Origin of the sequence: Sphingomonas sp. Leaf22, from assembly GCF_001421715.1 — a bacterium.
Lineage (GTDB): Bacteria > Pseudomonadota > Alphaproteobacteria > Sphingomonadales > Sphingomonadaceae > Sphingomonas.
On record NZ_LMKP01000015.1, the window covers coordinates 13,498 to 30,170 of the forward strand.

Here is a 16,673-nt window from a genome sequence, read left to right on the forward strand (position 1 = left end):
TCACAGCCAGAGGATGACGGCGGCTGCGACGGTGATGGCAGAGAAGAAGCCGGTTGGGCAGCGGTCGTATCGGGTAGCGACGCTCCGCCAGTCCTTGAGACGTCCGATCAAGATTTCGATGCGGCTGCGGCGGCGATAGCGGCGCTTGTCGTAACTGACGGGCTCGTTGCGCGATTTGCGGCTCGGGATGCAGGGCTGAATGCTCTTGACCTGCAGCGCCTTCCTCAACGAGTCGGTGTCGTAGCCGCGGTCGTTAGGTCGCCATTGTGCCTTGGGCAGGCCACCCAGCATTGCTGCCGCCGGTGTAGTCGCTGACCTGACCGGCAGTCATCAATCGGACCCTGCTTGCAGTGTAGCGACTTGTTTGCGATCTCCCACTGCCTTGCTTTGCAGGCCAGCAACCAAAGGATCAAAACGCGCGAACCACACCGAGTTTCACGGTCGTGCGTCGATAGTCATACAGGCCAACCGTCGACCAGTTTCGCTCGGCACCCACCTGCACCAGCGGCGCAAAGCCCCGGACGGTCAGTTGCCGCAGCGTGACGCCGAGTGAGGTCGAAAGCAGCCATTCTCGCCGACGATCGGTAAACAGGATCAGCCGCGCATCCCCTTCCAGTCGGTTGAGACCGACATCGGCGGTCAGGTCGACCCGCTTCATCTGGAACCACGACGTCGCCCCGACCCCGGCGGAAGCCGCAGCATAGCCGGGATCGGCAGCCGTCTGCCGATAGCCGCTGAGGCGCAGGCCATATCCCGTCCTCGGGCTGACGGCACGATCGAACCCGATCGATGCATCGTAGAGACCGCCATTCTGCAGGTCGTTGGCCCGATACGATGCCCGTTCGGCACCGCCATGGGCGACCATCTGGTTCTGCCGCCCGATGGGGTGGATCCAGTCGAAGGACAGGCTGTCGGTCTGGGCGTAAGGATGCCCTCCGTACCAACGCCAGGTCTTGCCGATCGACGGACTGAGTCTATCCTGCTTTCGCTGCCATTCCAGCCCGAGCAGCATTGAAGCGGCTACATCGTTGAACTGCGACCGGCGATACAGATTTCCGAGCGTCGAAAAGCGCGGCAGCACCGTTAGGCCGGGAGAGACGGCGATCCGTCCATACCCCTGTCCGGCAAGGCGCAATCCGACGCCGGACTGGGCGCGGGCGTCGCGCGACAGGGTGAGCGGCGCGATGACGGTGTCCAGCGTCCGCGCCTGTGTCGCGCGGTTGATATTGCTGTCGGGTGCAACGGCGATCTGAACCGCACCGCCCAGCGCGCGTGACGATCGCAGCGCGAGGGCGAACTGGTCCACCGTTACCGCGACCGCGTCAGGCAGGCCGATCGACTGCGCCTGCCGCACCGCGCGTCGGGCTCCGGCATCGTCCCCCAGTGCCGCCAGCACACGCGCCAGTTCGAGGCGAACCCGCGCTGCATCAGGCTTCTCGTCAAGCAGAGCGCGGAATGCCAAGGCCGCCTCGCGGTACCGCTGTTTACCGGACAGCATCATTCCCTTGCGGAACCGTGCTTCGGCGCGCACCTCGGGATCGGGATCATGTTCCAGCGCGGCAAAGAGCTGGACGGCATCGTCGGTCCGGTCTGCCGCCTGCGCTGCGTCGGCTGCGGCGAATATCTGTGCCGCCGACAGGCCCTCACGGACCTGCTCCGTGGAATCGGGTTGTCCCGCCAATGTTACGACACCGGCAAAACCCAGCCAGAGCAGGAGCATCAGCGTCTTTTAGCGACGGTAACGCCGGAGATGGCAGTGCTGCCGATATCCGCAGGGAAATTGCCGTTGTTGAGGATCGTAAAGGTGGCTGCGATTTCCTGGGCGTCGGGACCGTAGAAGCGCGGTGCGATATTGCTGAAATCGATGTTCACGGCGGTCGTCGCGCCCGCACGATTGAGCGCGGCGGCGTTCATCCCACGGGCGGTAATTGCGTCCGAAAACGTCCAGGTGCCAAGTGACGTCGTGGTACCACCGCCGGTCGGAACACCGGTCAGCATCAGCGCCCCTTCGTAACGCTGATTGCTGAAATCCACCGCGAACCGCGATGTGCCGCCGACATCTATCGTCTCCCCAGAGGTCGTCGCCGTTGAACCATAGACGATCCCGTCATAACTGGCGGTGCCCGTCCGGCCAGCCAGCAGTTTGACCGGTGTTTCGAAGCCGTAGGCGGCAAAAAACTTGCGGACCTCCGCAAAGCTGCCGTTACGGAACGGAACGCTCCAGATGCCGAACCCCGCATAGGTCAGCTGGATTTCGCCGCTGCTGGTCATCGCAGGTCGATAGATGTCGACATGCGATGCATTGCCATCGGTCGTGAAATCGTAGCTGGCAAAGTTCGGTCGCTGCGTCGCCGAACGATTCGCCGGCCCGAACAGATACGGCGACACCATGCCGTCATACGGCCGGTACGCGAAGCCGCCATCGGGCGTCAGCTGGAGGTTGCCCGGTGCTGAAAATCCGTTGGGCAGCCCGTTATAGCCAATGGCACCGCGGAACTGGGGCGAGAGGGACGTATTCGTCGCCGTGGTCCACGTTGCCGTAGGGGCGGGAAGCGACGTCGCGGCCACGATGTTGGTCAGGGTCAACGATACGGGAGCCCTAGTGGTATCTCGCTGCCCGGTCAGTGTCCCCGTAACCGCCGCTCCCGAACGATTGGTAGCCGAGAAACTGGCTCCGACCTCTTCTGCCGACGGACCGAAGAAACGCCCGTTCATCGTTCCCGAAACCACGCCGTCGAAGCCGGCATAGTAGACGTTGCCCGACAAACTGTTGCCGCTGCCGACCTGACCGGTAGTAACCAGTTCGATGCCGCCACCGCTGCCGTAGGAGTTGCTGGCGAGGCTATATTCGCCGACCATGTTGATCGACCGGAACGTACCACTGCTCAGGTCGACGTCCAGCGTACCCGCACCCGTGAATGCCTTCGGTTCCTTGCCAGGCGTGGTGATGAAACCGAATGCCGCGGTTTCATACCCGGCATAACCGGTACGCGGCACAGCGGTTGCCGCCGTTTCCAAGCCGAAGACGAAGGCATCGAAAACGGTATTCTGCGTCGTCGAAGACACGGAATTGCGCTGCCAATATCCCAGCGCAACATATGCGTTGGACTTGCTGCCGTTGTAAGGCTGCGTTGCGATCGTGAGATAGTCGCGTTGCGCGCTATCGCTGTTCGTATACCGTGTTTCGCCGGGAAATTCGGTCTTCTGCCCCTGCGCTGCGGTAAAGATGGCGCTGCGTCCGGCGGTCTCGATCGTATAGGATTTGGCGACGGCGTCGTAGCTGACCTTGACGGTCGATGTCGTTGATGCGGCCTTTTCCACCAAACGGTCCGACAGATTTATACTAGTATCAACGCTCGCGCCGTTAGCTGAAAATATCTGGCTCGCCTTCAGATCGGTAATGACAGTGTTGGTCGGGGCGGGGGTCGGCGTTACCGCGATTGGTACAGACCCCGCACTGTTGGTTCCGCCGCCGCCACACGCGCCAAGCAACACGCACGGTGCCAACGCCATGTTCACCGATCGCCGCATCCTGCTCCCCTGCCCCACAATGTCTTGAGTCCCCGCAACAGGGATACACTGCTTGGGTAGTGATACAAGACCGGCATCGCCGACCCGCTCAGGCTATATCCTAGGGTTTTGATATGGTGGCGGTATGGCAGATTGCCGGACGACGGTGATATTTCAGCAAGTAGGCATTGCCGCTTCTAATAATTTTCAAGGCTGACCCGCTGTCTACGCTTCGATTGTTGGATTGGCCCGCAGCTGCTCAGTGCGGTTGAGTTGGAAGGCGCGAACGTTGGTGATGCGGTCGTTATCATTCCGGATCAGCCATTTCATAAATAGAAATGCTTCGACCTATAACCGGCCATTCATGTTTGTATGGGCCTGCCAAATTTTGGGCATTCTTTCATATTGTCAGTGAACTCATCACGACCAAAATTCACGCATTCACAATTTTATGGCACTGTATTGGAAGAATTTTTATAAAAACTACAATCTTCTGATGTGCCCATGGAACTAGGAACCGTGGACAAAGCTTGACGGCGGGATGTGCCACTGATTCAAGGCTGCCATTTGGAGGCAGGCTTGGGCGGGCGGATCGGTTTGCCGGATGAGGAATGGTCGCTGATCGGGCCGCTGCTACCGGCCGAGGGTGGACGAGGCTGTCGTCCCGCTGGTGACAACCGGCCCTTCTTCGAAGGTATGATGTGGATTGCGCGGACGGGTGCGCAGTGGCGGCATCTGCCGGAGGAATATGGCAAGTGGAACAGCGTGTTCCGCCGCTATCGTCGCTGGGTGACGACAGGCGTGTTCGAGGCCATGCTGGAGACGCTGGCCGGCGCGGTCGAACGCGATGGCCGGGCCGACATGATCGACAGTACGGTTGTCCGGGCGCATCATTGTGCCGTGGGCATAAAAAAGGGACTGGCGCGGCCGAGGCGCTTGGCCGATCGCGAGGCGGCTTCACCACCAAACTCCATGCCCGCTGCGATGTCAGAGGTCGCCCGCTCGCCTTTGTCCTGACACCGGGCCAAGCACACGACACGCAAGGCTTTGGACCATTGATGCGCATGATCGCCGACCGGATCGACGCTCTGCTTGCAGATAAAGGCTATGACAGCGACGCGGTTCGCGACACCCTGGCCAGCATGAACATTGAGGCCGTGATACCGGCTCGGCGCAACCGTCGTAAACCGGCTGCGCATGATCGGACCAAGTACCGCTGGCGCAATCAGGTCGAGCGTCTGTTCAACAAACTTAAGAATTGGCGACGGATCGCAACCCGCTACGACAAAACGGCAGAGTCCTACATCGGCTTCGTCAACCTCGCATCAGTCCTGCTCTGGCTACCCTTTGTCCACGATGCCTAGGATCATCCGGTCGCTCCGAGCCGTTCCAATTGCCGCCCTTACATCCGTAATTCCCAAACCCAATACTGACGATCGTTAATTTTGTGACTCCAGTGATTCGTATATTATCGGGCTATACACAGTACACCTAGCAATAAACCGGTTTCAAAAATTCGTGGAATGTCTAGCGAATTTTTACACTTTCATTATACGTAGCGCAATATAGGGGCTCCCTGGCAGAACAATACTCGGCCGCGCAGGGTCGTGACTGTCGTATTCGTCGCGCTGGACCATATGGAACACGCCTTCCACCGGTGTGATTGTCATGTTCCATGTGTCGAGGATGTCGATCCGGTAATCGGGGTGCGGATTGGCAGCGCGTGTGGGCAGGACGACGTCCCAGCGCGTCGGGCGGCTGTTGCCGAAATATTTAAGATACCAAGTGAAATCGCGCCCGCCGAGATGATAGTCCCAGAATTGCTGAATCGGATCGATCCCTGGCGACGGTACGCTTGCGAGGATGCGGTTCAGGAACGCCAACCGGGGCGGACTGGTCCCGCGCAGGCTGCCGCCCTGCCCCAGCCACGACTGGTCGGGATTGCCGGTATCGGTGAAAACCTCGCCATGCCCGACATAGGCACCGCCGAGCGTGCCCCACCAAAAACGTTCGACTAGTTGCTCGCCGGTAAGCCGCGCCCAGCGCTTGTCCGAATTCCCCTCGTAGATCACCTCGTCGAAGATCACCGCCTTCTGCGCGAAATTGCGGTGCGGATGGACCCGCCCGTCGTCGAGCACCGCCGCGCCGTGCTGAATGCTAGCATGGGTGATCCATGGCTTGCGGTGATCGTAATAGACGTTGAGCTGGTGGATCGACCGCAGCCGGTCGTGCGGATCGGCGGCAACCAGTACCGCGAACAGATGGTCCCAGTCGGCGATCGTCTTGTCCTCGACGATGTCATATTCGTTGGCCATCGCCCACCAGACATGGCGATACGCACCGAATCGCGCTGCGACGTAGCGGACATAGCGTTCGTCGTCCGACCGCCGCATCGCCGAATAGCCGCGCAGTTTGTCGTAGGGGTGGAACAGGATGACGTCGGCCTCGATCCCCAGTTCGCCCAGCCGGCGGACGCGGTCCTCGAACCGGCGAAAATAGGCGGGATCGAAGCGGGTCGGGTCCCAGTCGCGCGGCCCCCCGCCGGTGCGCACGAACGGATCGGTCGCGACCGATGCGACGTTCGGGAAGACGCACATCCGGATCTTGTTGAACGGTCCGGCCTTCAGCGTCGCCAGCGTCCGGGCGCACTGCGCATCGGATTGCAGCGCCCACGAATAGGCGGTCGTGCCCACCGGACGATAGGGCGTGCCGTTGGCGTGGACGAAATGATAGCCGTCGCGCGTCATCCGCACCGGGCCGTGGTTGCCGGCCGACGGGGGCACGCTCTCCACCGTCCCGCTTCGCCTGTCGAGCGCGGCGACGTTGCTCGCCGTCGTCCACGTCCATCGCCCGAGCGACGGCGGGCTGAAGCGGATGCGATAGATGCCATCGCCATCGTAGAAGCCGGGCACCGCGATCCGTGCCGTTCCCAGCGCGAAGGTCGCGCTCAGCGTCACGTCGTCGAACGGGTTGCCGCCCGCCGGGCCGGCGAGCGCGATCTCGTGGAGTCCCCAGCGCTCGACCCGCTGTGGGTTCCCGGCCGCGGCAGCCGGAGTCAGTGCCGCCGTCGCCACGGCCGCCGCACCGCCCAAAATGGTCCTTCGCGAAACCGTCACCATCGCTCTCCAATTGCGCCGCAACTCATACTATCATATGTCGTCATATGATATAGAATCGAAGGGAGAGGGAATGGAAGGCGCAATCGCGGAAGGAATCGGTTCCGACCGAAACGACTGGAAGAACACGATTCTGGCCGGGCTTGCCAACTATATCGATGCCGGATCCATCGTCGCGGGTTCGGCCGCGCTCGCACTGTGGATGCAGGCCTATGACCTAAGCCCCGGTTTCGTCGGGCTGATTGGCGCGTTCGGGCCGAACGCCATTTCCGCCGGCATCGGCGCGTTCGTCGGCGGGCGGCTGTGCGACCTGTTCGGGCGCAAGAAGATCTACCAATATGACATGCTGTTCTATGCGTTCGGCATGTTGTGGCTGATCTTCGCGATGAATGCATGGATGGTGCTGATCGGCTTCTTCCTCGTCGGGCTGGCGGTCGGCGCGGATATTCCGGCATCATGGTCGCTGATCGCCGAAACCGCACCAAAGGGCGCGCGCGGCAAGCATAGTGGCGTGGCGCAGGTGCTGTGGTATCTGGGCCCGGTCGTCGTGCTGCTGATGTTTCTGGTGCTCGAACCGCTGGGCCTGCTCGGCGCGCGGATCGTGTTCGCGCACCTTGCCATTCTGGCGGTGGCGCTGACCTTCCTGCGATCGCGGATGAAGGAATCGCAACGCTGGCTGGATGCGCAGGCGGACAAGGCACCGGCGGCCGGCCCGACGGCGCAGCCCGCGCGGCTGCGCGACCTGATGACAAGGCAGTGGATCGCGCCGATGGCGTTTTTGATCGGCATGTACGGCATGTGGAACCTGTGGGCGGGCACCAACGGCTTCTTCTTTCCCTATATCCTGCGCACGGTCGGCAACCAGAGCCAGGCGATGGCGGTGGCGGTGCAGTCGTTCAGCTTCCTGCTCGGCGTGCTGTCGATCTGGCTGATCTTCATGCGACTGTCCGACCGGGTTAACCAGCGCACGCTGTTCCTGGTGTCGGCGATCGTCCAGGTGATCGGCATGTCGCTGCTGGCGATCTTTCCGCTGACGCTGCCGATGGCGCTGTTCCATGTGGTGCTGATGAGCATCGGCCAGGGGTTCGGCGCACAATCCTTCTTCCAGCTCTGGAGCGCCGAGATGTTCCCCACGTTGCTGCGATCGACGGCGCAGGGGCTGATGTTCGGGATCGTGCGGATCACGCTGGGTATCTTCAGCTTCTTCGTGCCGCTGCTGACGGCGACCGGATTCCAGACGCTGGCCTGGATCCTGACCGGGTTCCTGGTTCTGAGCGGGTTGATCGGCTACCTCGGCGCACCGCGCAACGAGGGCAAGTCGCTCGACGAACTCGAGGCGGAGATGGAGGGGCAGGCGGCGTAGGACGGCAGGCCGGGCCGGGGGGATCCCCGGCCCGGCACCGCGTCACCCCGCGTGTTTGATCGCGCTTGCCCAATGGGCGCGCATCGCCGCCCGGGCCGGCGCGTCGATCGCGGGCACGAACACCGCCTCGGGCGTCAGTCGCAGGTCGGCACCGTCCAGTCCCATCGCCTCGGCCGCCAACCGTGCCGCGCCCAGCGCGCTGGCTTCGGCAGCATGCGGGCGAAGGATCGACCGGCCGGTCAGGTCGGCGAGAAGCTGCGCCAGCAACGGGTTCTTCGCCGCGCCGCCGTCGATCGACACGGTGGCGCAGCTGCGGCAGAGATCGGCCTCCATCGCGACCAGCACGTCGGCGATCTGGAGGGCGATCGCGTCCAGCGTCGCGCGCGCGACGTGCGCCGGGCGGGTCGACAGGGTCATGCCGCCGATCTGCCCGCGCGCCTGCGGTCGCCAGTGCGGCGCGCCCAGCCCGGCCAGCGCGGGGACGAACGTCACTCCGCCGGCATCGGCGACGGTGGCCGCCAGCGCCGTCAGCCCCGCTTCGTCGGTCAGCCCGAGCAGCGTCGTGACGAATGCCGCCGCCTGCCCCGACACCGAGATATTCCCTTCGAGCGCATGGCGGACGACGCCGCCACGGCTCCACGCGATTGTGCCGGACAGGCCGTGCGCCGAGCGCACCCGCCCGTCGGTCGGCGTCATCAGCGAGCTGCCGGTGCCGATCGTCGCCTTCACCCCGCTGCCCGGGGTCTCGATCCCGTGCGCGAACAGCGCGGCATGGCTGTCCCCGACCATGGCATGGATCGGGGTGCCCGGCGGCAACGCGGTGATGCCGGGCGCGACGGTGCCGAACGCGGCATCCGACGACAGTATCTGCGGCAGCATGGCGAGCGGCACGTCGAAGATCGCGGCAAGATCCTCGTCCCAGCGCAGCCGATCGAGATCGAACAACTGAGTGCGCGACGCATTGCTATGATCGGTCGCATGTACCGCGCCATCGGTCAGGTTCCACAACAGCCAACTGTCGATCGTGCCGCAGCGCAGTTCACCGCGCGCCGCGCGGTCGCGCGCGCCGGGCATGGCGTCGAGCAGGCCGGCGATCTTGGCGGCGGGAAATAGCGGGTCGAGGCTAAGCCCGGTGCGCGCGAGCACCAGCGGTTCGTGCCCCTGCCCGCGCAGCGCGGCCAGCCGCCCGGCCGATCGCTGGCATTGCCACAGCACTGCCGGAGTCAGTGCCCGACCCGTAGCCGCGTCCCAGATCACCACGGTTTCGCGCTGGTTGGCGATGGCCACCCCCATGACCCGCACATCGGGGGCGGAGGCGACCAGTTCGCCGATCAGCGCGGCGACCGCTTCCCAGATGTCGGACGCCGATTGTTCGGCCCAGCCGGGCCGCGGATAGGCGACGCGCATCGCGCGCGACCGCGACCGGACGACCGTGCCGTCGGTGGCGACCAGCAACGCCTTGGTATTGGTCGTCCCCTGATCGATCGCGAGGATGACCGGGCGGCTCATCACGCCGCCCGCTGTCCGAGCACGTCGCGCACCGCCGCCGCGATACCGGTGGCGGTCAGGTCGAAGCGCTCCATCAGCCAGTCGGCCGATCCGGTCGGCAGGAAGCCGGGAAAGCCCAGCATCCGCATCGGCACCGGCGCATGGCGCGCGCACCATTCGGCGACCGCGCCGCCCAACCCGCCGTGCGCCAGCCCTTCCTCGGCGGTCACGATCGCGCCGGTCGCCGCCGCCGCGGCCAGCGCGGCGGCATCGATCGGCGACACAGTGGCCATGTTGACGACGCGCGCCGCCACCCCCTCACCCACAAGGATGTCGGCGGCGGCGATCGCGCGGTGGACCAGCGTCCCGCTGGCGACGATCGCCACGTCGCCGCCCTCGCGCAGCGTCTCGGCCCGGCCGATCGCGAAGGGGGTGTCGTCCCGGTCGAGCGCGGGCACCGGCATCCGGCTGATGCGGACATAGACCGGGCCGTCGTGCGCGGCGGCGGCGCGGATCGCGGCATCGGTCTGCCATGGATCGGCGGGGACGATCACCGTCAGCTTGTCGATCGCGCGCAACCACGCGACATCCTCGATACTGTGATGCGTCGCGCCCAGTTCGCCATAGGCGACGCCGCTGGAGATGCCGCACAGCTTGACGTTGGCCTGGCTGTAGCCGCAGTCGACCTTGATCTGCTCCATCGCCCGCGCGGTCAGGAAACATCCCGCGCCGCTGACGAACGGCACCTTGCCACCGTTGGCCAGCCCCGCGGCGACGCTGACCATATTCTGTTCGGCGATGCCGACGTTGACGAGCCGGTCGGGAAAACGGTCGCGGAACCTGCCGAGCTTCGACGATCCGACCGAGTCGTTGACTACCGCGACGATGCGGTCGTCGGTGGTCGCCATGTCCTCCAGCGCGGCGACATAGGCGTCACGGCAGTCGAACAGACCGTGCGGGTTGGACGCGGCGACGCTCACGACGCCATCTCCGCTTCCAGCTCGCGGATCGCCTGGACATATTGCGCCGCATTCGGCACGCCATGATGCCAGCCCGCCTGATCGCGCATGAAGCTGACGCCCTGACCCTTGGCGGTATCGGCGATGATGCACAGCGGCCGGTCGCGTGGGGCCGCCGCCGCGTCGAACGCCGCCAGCAGCGCGCCCGCGTCATGCCCGTCGACGCCGACGACTTCCCAGCCGAACGCGCGCCATTTGTCGGCCAGCGGTTCGAGCGCGTTCGTATCCTCCGTCCTCGCACCCTGTTGCAGGCGGTTGCGATCGACCACGACGGTCAGCTTGCCCAGCCGCCGATGCCCGGCGAGCATCGCTGCCTCCCACATGCTGCCTTCCTGCAATTCGCCGTCGCCGGTGAGCGCGAAGACGCGGTAGTCGGCCCGGTCGATCTGTCCGGCGATGGCGATGCCCACCGCGACCGGAAACCCGTGGCCGAGGGGTCCGGTGTTGGTTTCGACGCCCGGCAGATACATCCGGTTGGGATGGCCGTTCAGCCGCGATTCCGGCTGGAGATAGGTGTCGAGTTCGGCTTCGGGAAAGAAGCCTCGCGCCGCCAGCGCCGAATAGAGCGCGCCGGTGCAATGTCCCTTGCTCATCACGAACCGGTCGCGGTTCGGATCGTCGGGCCGGGCGGGATCGATCCGCAGAACGTCGAAATACAGCGTGGCGAGGATATCGGTCGCCGACAGGTCGCCGCCGGGATGCCCCTGCCCCGCCCCGACGATCATCGCCAGGAGCCGCCGACGCATCCAGTTGGCCCTGGCACGCACCCGATCGGCGCGCGCGGCGAAATCGTCATTGCCTGTGGCGAACATATTATTCATATGACGTCTTATATGTGATTATTGCCGGAACGCAATTGCGTTGCTTGGCTAAAATTTCGCGGGAGGATCGATAGATGGGCAAGCAACGCTATGGTGCCGGGATTTGGCATTTCGCAACCTATGTCGATCGCTACGCCACCGATGGCTATGGCGAGACCCGTTCGCTGATCGACATGATCGATCTGGCGGGGCGGGTCGACGACCTGTCGGTAGTGGACATCAACTATCCCTTCGTCGATCCCAGCCTGTCGCTGTCTCAGGTCGACGCGGCGCTGGCGCGCAACGCGCTGTCGGTGATCGGGATTACGCCCGAAATCTATACGCGGCAGTTCGCGCGCGGCGCCTTCACCAATCCCGATCCGGGCATCCGCCGCCTCGCCAATGAGATGTGCAACGACGCCGCCCGCGTCGTCCGCCATTTCGGCGCGGACTATGTGAAGCTGTGGCCGGGGCAGGACGGGTGGGACTATCCGTTCCAGGTCGACCACCGCGACCTGTGGCGGATGAGCGTCGAAGGCGTGGCCGAATTGGCGGGACAGAACCCCGACTTGAAATTCGTCATCGAATACAAGCCGCGTGAACCGCGCGTCCACATGAGCTACGACAGTGTCGCGCGCACCCTGCTGGGCATCGAGCGGATGGGGCTGCCCAATGTCGGTATCCTGCTCGATTTCGGCCATTCGCTGTACGGCGGCGAAAGCCCGGCCGACGCCGCGCAACTGGCGATCGATCACGGCCGGCTGTTCGGGATGGACGTGAACGACAATTTTCGCGGGTGGGACGACGATCTGATCGCCGGCTCGGTCCATCCGATCGAGCTGTTCGAGTTCTTCTATACCCTACGCAAGAACGGGTGGGAGGGCGTGTGGCAGCTCGATCAGTTCCCGTTCCGCGAGGACAGCGTCGCCGCCGCCAATTCGGCGATCGGCTTCCTGAAGGCGGTGGAGCGCGCGCTGGACAAGCTGGACTTCGCCGCGATGCAGGCAGCACAGGACCGGCAGGATGCGGTGGCCGCGCTCAATCTGGCGCGGCAGGCGCTGTTCAGCTCCTACTGATGATTATTTCCTCCGCCAGCGATTTCCGCGAGGCCGCACGACGGCGCGTGCCGCGATTCCTGTTCGATTATGCCGATGGCGGCGCCAATGGCGAGGAGACGCTGCGCTGCAACGTGTCCGACCTAGCCGGCATCGGCCTGCGCCAGCGGGTGTTGCGCGACGTGGCCGCCATCGACCTGACGACCAATTTGTTCGGCCGCCAGATCGCCCTGCCGCTCGCACTGGGTCCGGTCGGCATCGGCGGCATGTACGCCCGGCGCGGCGAGGTGCAGGCCGCCCGCGCGGCGGCGGCGGCCGGGGTTCCCGCCTGCCTGTCGACGGTGTCGATCTGTTCGATCGATGAGGTCGCGGCGGTCGCCGACCCGTTCTGGTTCCAACTGTACGTGTTGCGCGACCGGGCGTTCATGCGCGACCTGATCGCGCAGGCGAAGGCGGCGGGCGCCGGCGTGCTGGTGTTCACCGTCGACATGCCGGTGCCCGGCGCACGCTACCGCGACGCCCATGCCGGCATGTCCGGCCCGCGCGCGCCGCTGCGACGGGTGATGCAGACGCTGGGGCGGCCGCACTGGGCATGGAATGTGGGGCTGCGCGGCCGGCCGCACATGCTGGGCAATCTGCTGCCGGTGCTGGGCAGCGACAGCGGGCTGAACGATTATATGGGCTGGCTGGCGAAGAATTTCGATCCGTCGATCCGGTGGAGTGACCTCGACTGGATCCGCGCGGCATGGGACGGCCCGCTGGTCATCAAGGGCATCCTCGATCCCGAGGACGCGCGGGAGGCGGTGCGCATCGGCGCAGACGGCATCGTCGTGTCGAACCACGGCGGCCGGCAACTGGACGGCGTGCTTTCGACCGCGCGCGCGCTGCCCGCGATCGCCGACGCGGTGGGGGATGCGCTGAGCGTGCTGGCGGACGGCGGGATACGCTCCGGGCTGGACGTCGTGCGCATGCTGGCATTGGGCGCGAAGGGCGTCCTGCTCGGTCGCGCGTGGATCTATGCGCTGGCGGCGCAGGGCGAGGCGGGCGTCGCCCGGCTCGTCGACCTGATCGCGCGCGAGATGACCGTGGCGATGACGCTGACCGGCGTGAACCGGATCGCCGCGATCGACCGGTCGATCCTTGCCGACCCTGCACTTCGCCTTACCGCCGGAGCCACCGCATGACCCTGCGCGTCGTCGACCTTCGTGCCGAGGCCATCGTCGATCCGATCGGCATCCACGTCCCCGCCCCGCGCCTGTCGTGGCGGATCGAGAGCGACGGCCACGGCGTCGTCCAGTCGCGCTACCGCATCCGCGCCGAAGCGGACGGGGCCGTCGTCTGGGACAGCGGCGAGGTGGCCTCCGATGCCAGTTTCGCCGTCCCCTATGGCGGGCCGCCGCCACGCCCCCGGCAACGGGTGTCATGGTCGGTCGAGATCGCCACCGCCGACGGACGGCAGGCCGGTTCCCGTCCGGCATGGTTCGAGGCGGGACTGTTAGACACATGGGGCGCCGACTGGATTGAGGCGGAGGACGACCTTGCCGCTGCCGACCGGATGGCGGGCATGGCATGGGTATGGAGCGACACCGCGCTCGACCCGCGCCTGCACGGCTTCCGCCTCGACCTGCTCGTCCCGCCCGACGTGGTGCATGCCGAGATCGCGGTGGCGGGCAAGGATCATCTACGCGGCGTGTGGATCGACGGGCTGCCCGCGCCGCTCGACCAGCCATGGGGCTATGATAGTCCGCTGCCGTTCTGGGGATCGCTCGCCCCGGTCGTGGCGACGCTGCGGCCCGGCCGCGCCAGCGTCTGCGTCGCGGTCGACGCCGATGTCACCGGCTTCTTTCCGGTCGATGGCGGCGCGTTCGCCAGCCTGATCCGGCTGCACCACGCCGACGGGCGGATCGACCGGATCGTCAGCGGACCGGCGTGGCGGGTGCTGCCCGATCCGCCGGCAGGATGGCAGGATGCGGGCTTCGACGCCGGCGACTGGCCCTGCGCGGTTCCGAGCGGATCGAACGCCGGCAACGACCCGCGCCCGGCCGAACCGGCGATGCTGCTGCGCCACGACTTCGTCGCGCGCGGCGGGATCGTCGCCGCCCGCCTCTATGCGACGGCGCTCGGCAGTCATATCGCGACGATCAACGGGCAACGGGTGTCGGACGCGATCCTCTCGCCCGAGATCAGCGTCGCCGATGCCCATGTCTTTTACGAAAGCGTCGACGTTACCGGGCTGATTGTGCCGGGCGCCAACGCCATCGGACTGACGGTCGGCGACGGATGGTATGCCAGCGCGTTCGGCTGGCGGATCGAACGTTATGCGTTCGGCCCCGCACCGCGCCGGGTGCGCGCCGAACTGCACATCGACCATGCCGATGGCAGCCGGCAGCGGATCGCGACCGGTCCCGGCTGGCGCATCGCCCCCTCCCCGATCATGCGGTCCGAAATCTACGATGGCGAGACGGTCGACGCGCGGTGGACGATCGCGGCGTGGGACCATGCCGGGTTCGACGATTCGGGCTGGTCGACCGCCGCCATCGGCACCGCGCCCGACGTTGCGCTGCTGCCGCTCGTCTCGCCGCCGCTGCGTGCCGTGGACGAACGCCGCGCGGTGACAGTCGCCGAGCCGGTGCCGGGCCGGTTCGTGTTCGATTTCGGGCAGAATTTCGCGGGTTGGGCACGGATCGCCGCGCGGGGCGACGCGGGCACGACGATCACCGCGCGCTTCGCCGAACTGCTCGGCGACGACGGCACGGTCGACATGGCCAACCTGCGCCTCGCCCGCGCGACCGACCGGTTCATTCTGGCGGGAACCGGCGCGCGCGAGACGTTCGAGCCGTCGTTCACCTATCACGGCTTCCGCTATGTCGAGATCGAGGGCTATCCGGGGGTGCCGGAGGTCGAGGATGTCGTCGGCATCGTCGTCCATAGCGATTGCCGCATCACCGGCGCGATGCGCTTCGTCGATGCCCCGTTGTTGCAGACGATCTGGCGCAACGCACTGTGGAGCCAGCGGTCGAACTTCTTCGCCGTCCCGACCGATTGCCCGCAGCGCGACGAACGCATGGGGTGGATGGGCGACATCCAGGTGTTCCTCGATGCGGCGGCGTTCAACATGGAGGTCGCCCCCTTCCTGCGCCGGTTCCTGATCGACGTCCGCGCCGCTCAGCGCGCCGACGGCGGCTATCCGATCGTCGTGCCCCAACCGCAATCCTATCCGCCCGTCGTCACCGCCGGGTGGAGCGAGGCGGGGGTGATCCTGCCGTATCAACTGTGGCAGCGCTACGGCGACACGGCGGTCATCGACGAGAACTGGACAGCGATGACGCGGTGGATGGCGCATGTCGCCGCCGCCAATCCCGATGGCGTGTGGCGTCACGATCGCGGACTCGATCTGGGCGACTGGTTGTCGGTCGATGCGGTGAAGCCCGATGACGAAACAACGCCGCGCGGACTGTGCGCCACCGCCTATTGGGCATGGACGGCCGAGCTGATGGCGGCGATGGCCGATGCGACCGGACGGCGCGACGAGGCGGCGGACTATCGCGCGCTGCGCCTGCGGATCGGCGCTGCCTTCGCCGCCGAATATGGCGGCCAAGGCGGCAGGGTCGGCAACGGCAGCCAGACCGGGCAGGTGCTGGCGCTGCACATGGGACTGGTACCGGCGGAGTGGCGCGCCACCGCCGCACGTGTGCTGGCCGACGATATCCGCGCACGAGGCATGACGCTGTCGACCGGGTTTCTCGGCACGCCCTATCTGCTCGACGTGCTGGCCGACGCGGGGTTGCTGGCCGAGGTCGAGGCGCTGCTGCTTCAGACCCACTATCCGGGTTGGGGCTATATGGCGGGGCAAGGTGCGACCAGCGTGTGGGAGCGGTGGAACGGCGATACCGGCGATATCGCGATGAACAGCTACAATCATTATGCCTTCGGCGCGGTGGTCGGGTTCTTCTATCGCCGGCTCGCCGGGATCGCGCCGGGTGCGCCGGGGTTCGGGCGAATCGCGGTGCGGCCGCTGTGGCTGCCCGGGGTCGGGCGGGTCGAGGCGTCCTATGATTCCTGTGTCGGGCGGATCGCGACGCGAACGCATGGTGACGGCGACGGGCTGACCGGACTGGCGCTGTCGGTTCCGGCCAATACCACCGCCGACGTCGAACTGCCGATGTGCCGTGCGTGGCGCGAGGGCGGCCGGGCGCTGCGCGTCCACCCTGCCATCCACGACCTGCGCGACGCGGACGGCATGGTCCGGTTCAGCATCGGATCGGGCGACTGGACTTTCGCGATGGACGATTGACGTTACCCGACACCAAAGCTAAACATCA

The 16,673-nt window shown here is 65.8% G+C and carries 10 protein-coding genes and 2 pseudogenes; 5 read left to right on the forward strand and 7 right to left on the reverse strand.

Annotated features, from left to right (window positions below; genetic code table 11):
• The 3 genes and pseudogenes from ASE70_RS09180 to ASE70_RS09190 form a co-directional block, all read right to left on the reverse strand.
• Positions 1-331 (reverse strand): annotated as a pseudogene (locus ASE70_RS09180) (transposase); the annotation flags it as partial.
• 78 nt (positions 332-409) lie between these two features.
• Positions 410-1,720 carry a porin family protein gene (locus ASE70_RS09185; protein ID WP_056503842.1) on the reverse strand — a complete coding sequence of 437 codons (1,311 nt, stop codon included), beginning with the start codon at positions 1,718-1,720 and terminating at the stop codon, positions 410-412.
• A complete protein-coding gene (locus ASE70_RS09190) occupies positions 1,720-3,513 on the reverse strand; it encodes a transferrin-binding protein-like solute binding protein (RefSeq protein WP_156356119.1) in 1,794 nt (597 codons plus the stop codon). Before ASE70_RS09190 ends, ASE70_RS09185 begins: the two co-directional genes overlap by 1 nt.
• Positions 3,514-4,053: 540 nt before the next feature.
• Here ASE70_RS09190 and ASE70_RS19805 point away from each other — a divergent pair.
• A pseudogene (locus ASE70_RS19805) lies at positions 4,054-4,874 on the forward strand (IS5 family transposase).
• A gap of 174 nt (positions 4,875-5,048) precedes the next feature.
• Here the strand turns inward: ASE70_RS19805 and ASE70_RS09205 are convergent.
• Positions 5,049-6,629, reverse strand: coding sequence for a DUF5060 domain-containing protein (locus ASE70_RS09205; protein WP_056625802.1), 1,581 nt, complete (start codon positions 6,627-6,629; stop codon positions 5,049-5,051).
• 70 nt (positions 6,630-6,699) lie between these two features.
• Between ASE70_RS09205 and ASE70_RS09210 the strand changes: the two genes are divergently transcribed.
• The gene (locus tag ASE70_RS09210; protein WP_055998273.1) at positions 6,700-7,989 is read left to right on the forward strand and encodes an MFS transporter; all 1,290 of its coding nucleotides are present in this window, start codon (positions 6,700-6,702) and stop codon (positions 7,987-7,989) included.
• Positions 7,990-8,031: 42 nt separating this feature from the next.
• Here the strand turns inward: ASE70_RS09210 and ASE70_RS09215 are convergent, their stop codons facing one another.
• Genes ASE70_RS09215 through ASE70_RS09225 form a run of 3 tightly spaced genes read right to left on the reverse strand, consistent with a single transcriptional unit; the run spans position 8,032 to position 11,317 of the window.
• Positions 8,032-9,498, reverse strand: coding sequence for an FGGY family carbohydrate kinase (locus ASE70_RS09215; protein WP_055998276.1), 1,467 nt, complete (start codon positions 9,496-9,498; stop codon positions 8,032-8,034).
• On the reverse strand, positions 9,498-10,457 hold the full coding sequence (locus ASE70_RS09220) for a transketolase family protein (RefSeq protein WP_082449640.1): 960 nt from the start codon (positions 10,455-10,457) through the stop codon (positions 9,498-9,500). Before ASE70_RS09220 ends, ASE70_RS09215 begins: the two co-directional genes overlap by 1 nt.
• A complete protein-coding gene (locus ASE70_RS09225; RefSeq protein ID WP_235519726.1) occupies positions 10,454-11,317 on the reverse strand; it encodes a transketolase in 864 nt (287 codons plus the stop codon). Before ASE70_RS09225 ends, ASE70_RS09220 begins: the two co-directional genes overlap by 4 nt.
• A 74-nt stretch (positions 11,318-11,391) precedes the next feature.
• Between ASE70_RS09225 and ASE70_RS09230 the strand changes: the two genes are divergently transcribed.
• The 3 genes from ASE70_RS09230 to ASE70_RS09240 are packed head-to-tail and all read left to right on the forward strand — an operon-like array spanning position 11,392 to position 16,645.
• Positions 11,392-12,372 (forward strand): sugar phosphate isomerase/epimerase family protein, encoded by a 981-nt coding sequence (locus ASE70_RS09230; protein WP_056503848.1) that lies wholly within the window; start codon positions 11,392-11,394, stop codon positions 12,370-12,372.
• A complete protein-coding gene (gene lldD / locus ASE70_RS09235; protein WP_055998282.1) occupies positions 12,372-13,535 on the forward strand; it encodes an FMN-dependent L-lactate dehydrogenase LldD in 1,164 nt (387 codons plus the stop codon). The genes ASE70_RS09230 and lldD overlap by 1 nt, the downstream gene beginning before the upstream one ends.
• The gene (locus ASE70_RS09240; RefSeq protein WP_056503850.1) at positions 13,532-16,645 is read left to right on the forward strand and encodes an alpha-L-rhamnosidase; all 3,114 of its coding nucleotides are present in this window, start codon (positions 13,532-13,534) and stop codon (positions 16,643-16,645) included. Before lldD ends, ASE70_RS09240 begins: the two co-directional genes overlap by 4 nt.
• The last annotated feature ends 28 nt before the right edge of the window (positions 16,646-16,673 follow it).

Coding starts and splice junctions, on each gene's coding strand:
- ASE70_RS09185 (WP_056503842.1), bottom strand. CDS start 1,720: ATGCTCCTGCTCTGGCTGGGTTTTGCCGGTGTCGTAACATTGGCGGGA.
- ASE70_RS09190 (WP_156356119.1), bottom strand. CDS start 3,513: ATGGCGTTGGCACCGTGCGTGTTGCTTGGCGCGTGTGGCGGCGGCGGA.
- ASE70_RS09205 (WP_056625802.1), bottom strand. CDS start 6,629: ATGGTGACGGTTTCGCGAAGGACCATTTTGGGCGGTGCGGCGGCCGTG.
- ASE70_RS09210 (WP_055998273.1), top strand. CDS start 6,700: ATGGAAGGCGCAATCGCGGAAGGAATCGGTTCCGACCGAAACGACTGG.
- ASE70_RS09215 (WP_055998276.1), bottom strand. CDS start 9,498: ATGAGCCGCCCGGTCATCCTCGCGATCGATCAGGGGACGACCAATACC.
- ASE70_RS09225 (WP_235519726.1), bottom strand. CDS start 11,317: ATGAATAATATGTTCGCCACAGGCAATGACGATTTCGCCGCGCGCGCC.
- ASE70_RS09230 (WP_056503848.1), top strand. CDS start 11,392: ATGGGCAAGCAACGCTATGGTGCCGGGATTTGGCATTTCGCAACCTAT.
- lldD (WP_055998282.1), top strand. CDS start 12,372: ATGATTATTTCCTCCGCCAGCGATTTCCGCGAGGCCGCACGACGGCGC.
- ASE70_RS09240 (WP_056503850.1), top strand. CDS start 13,532: ATGACCCTGCGCGTCGTCGACCTTCGTGCCGAGGCCATCGTCGATCCG.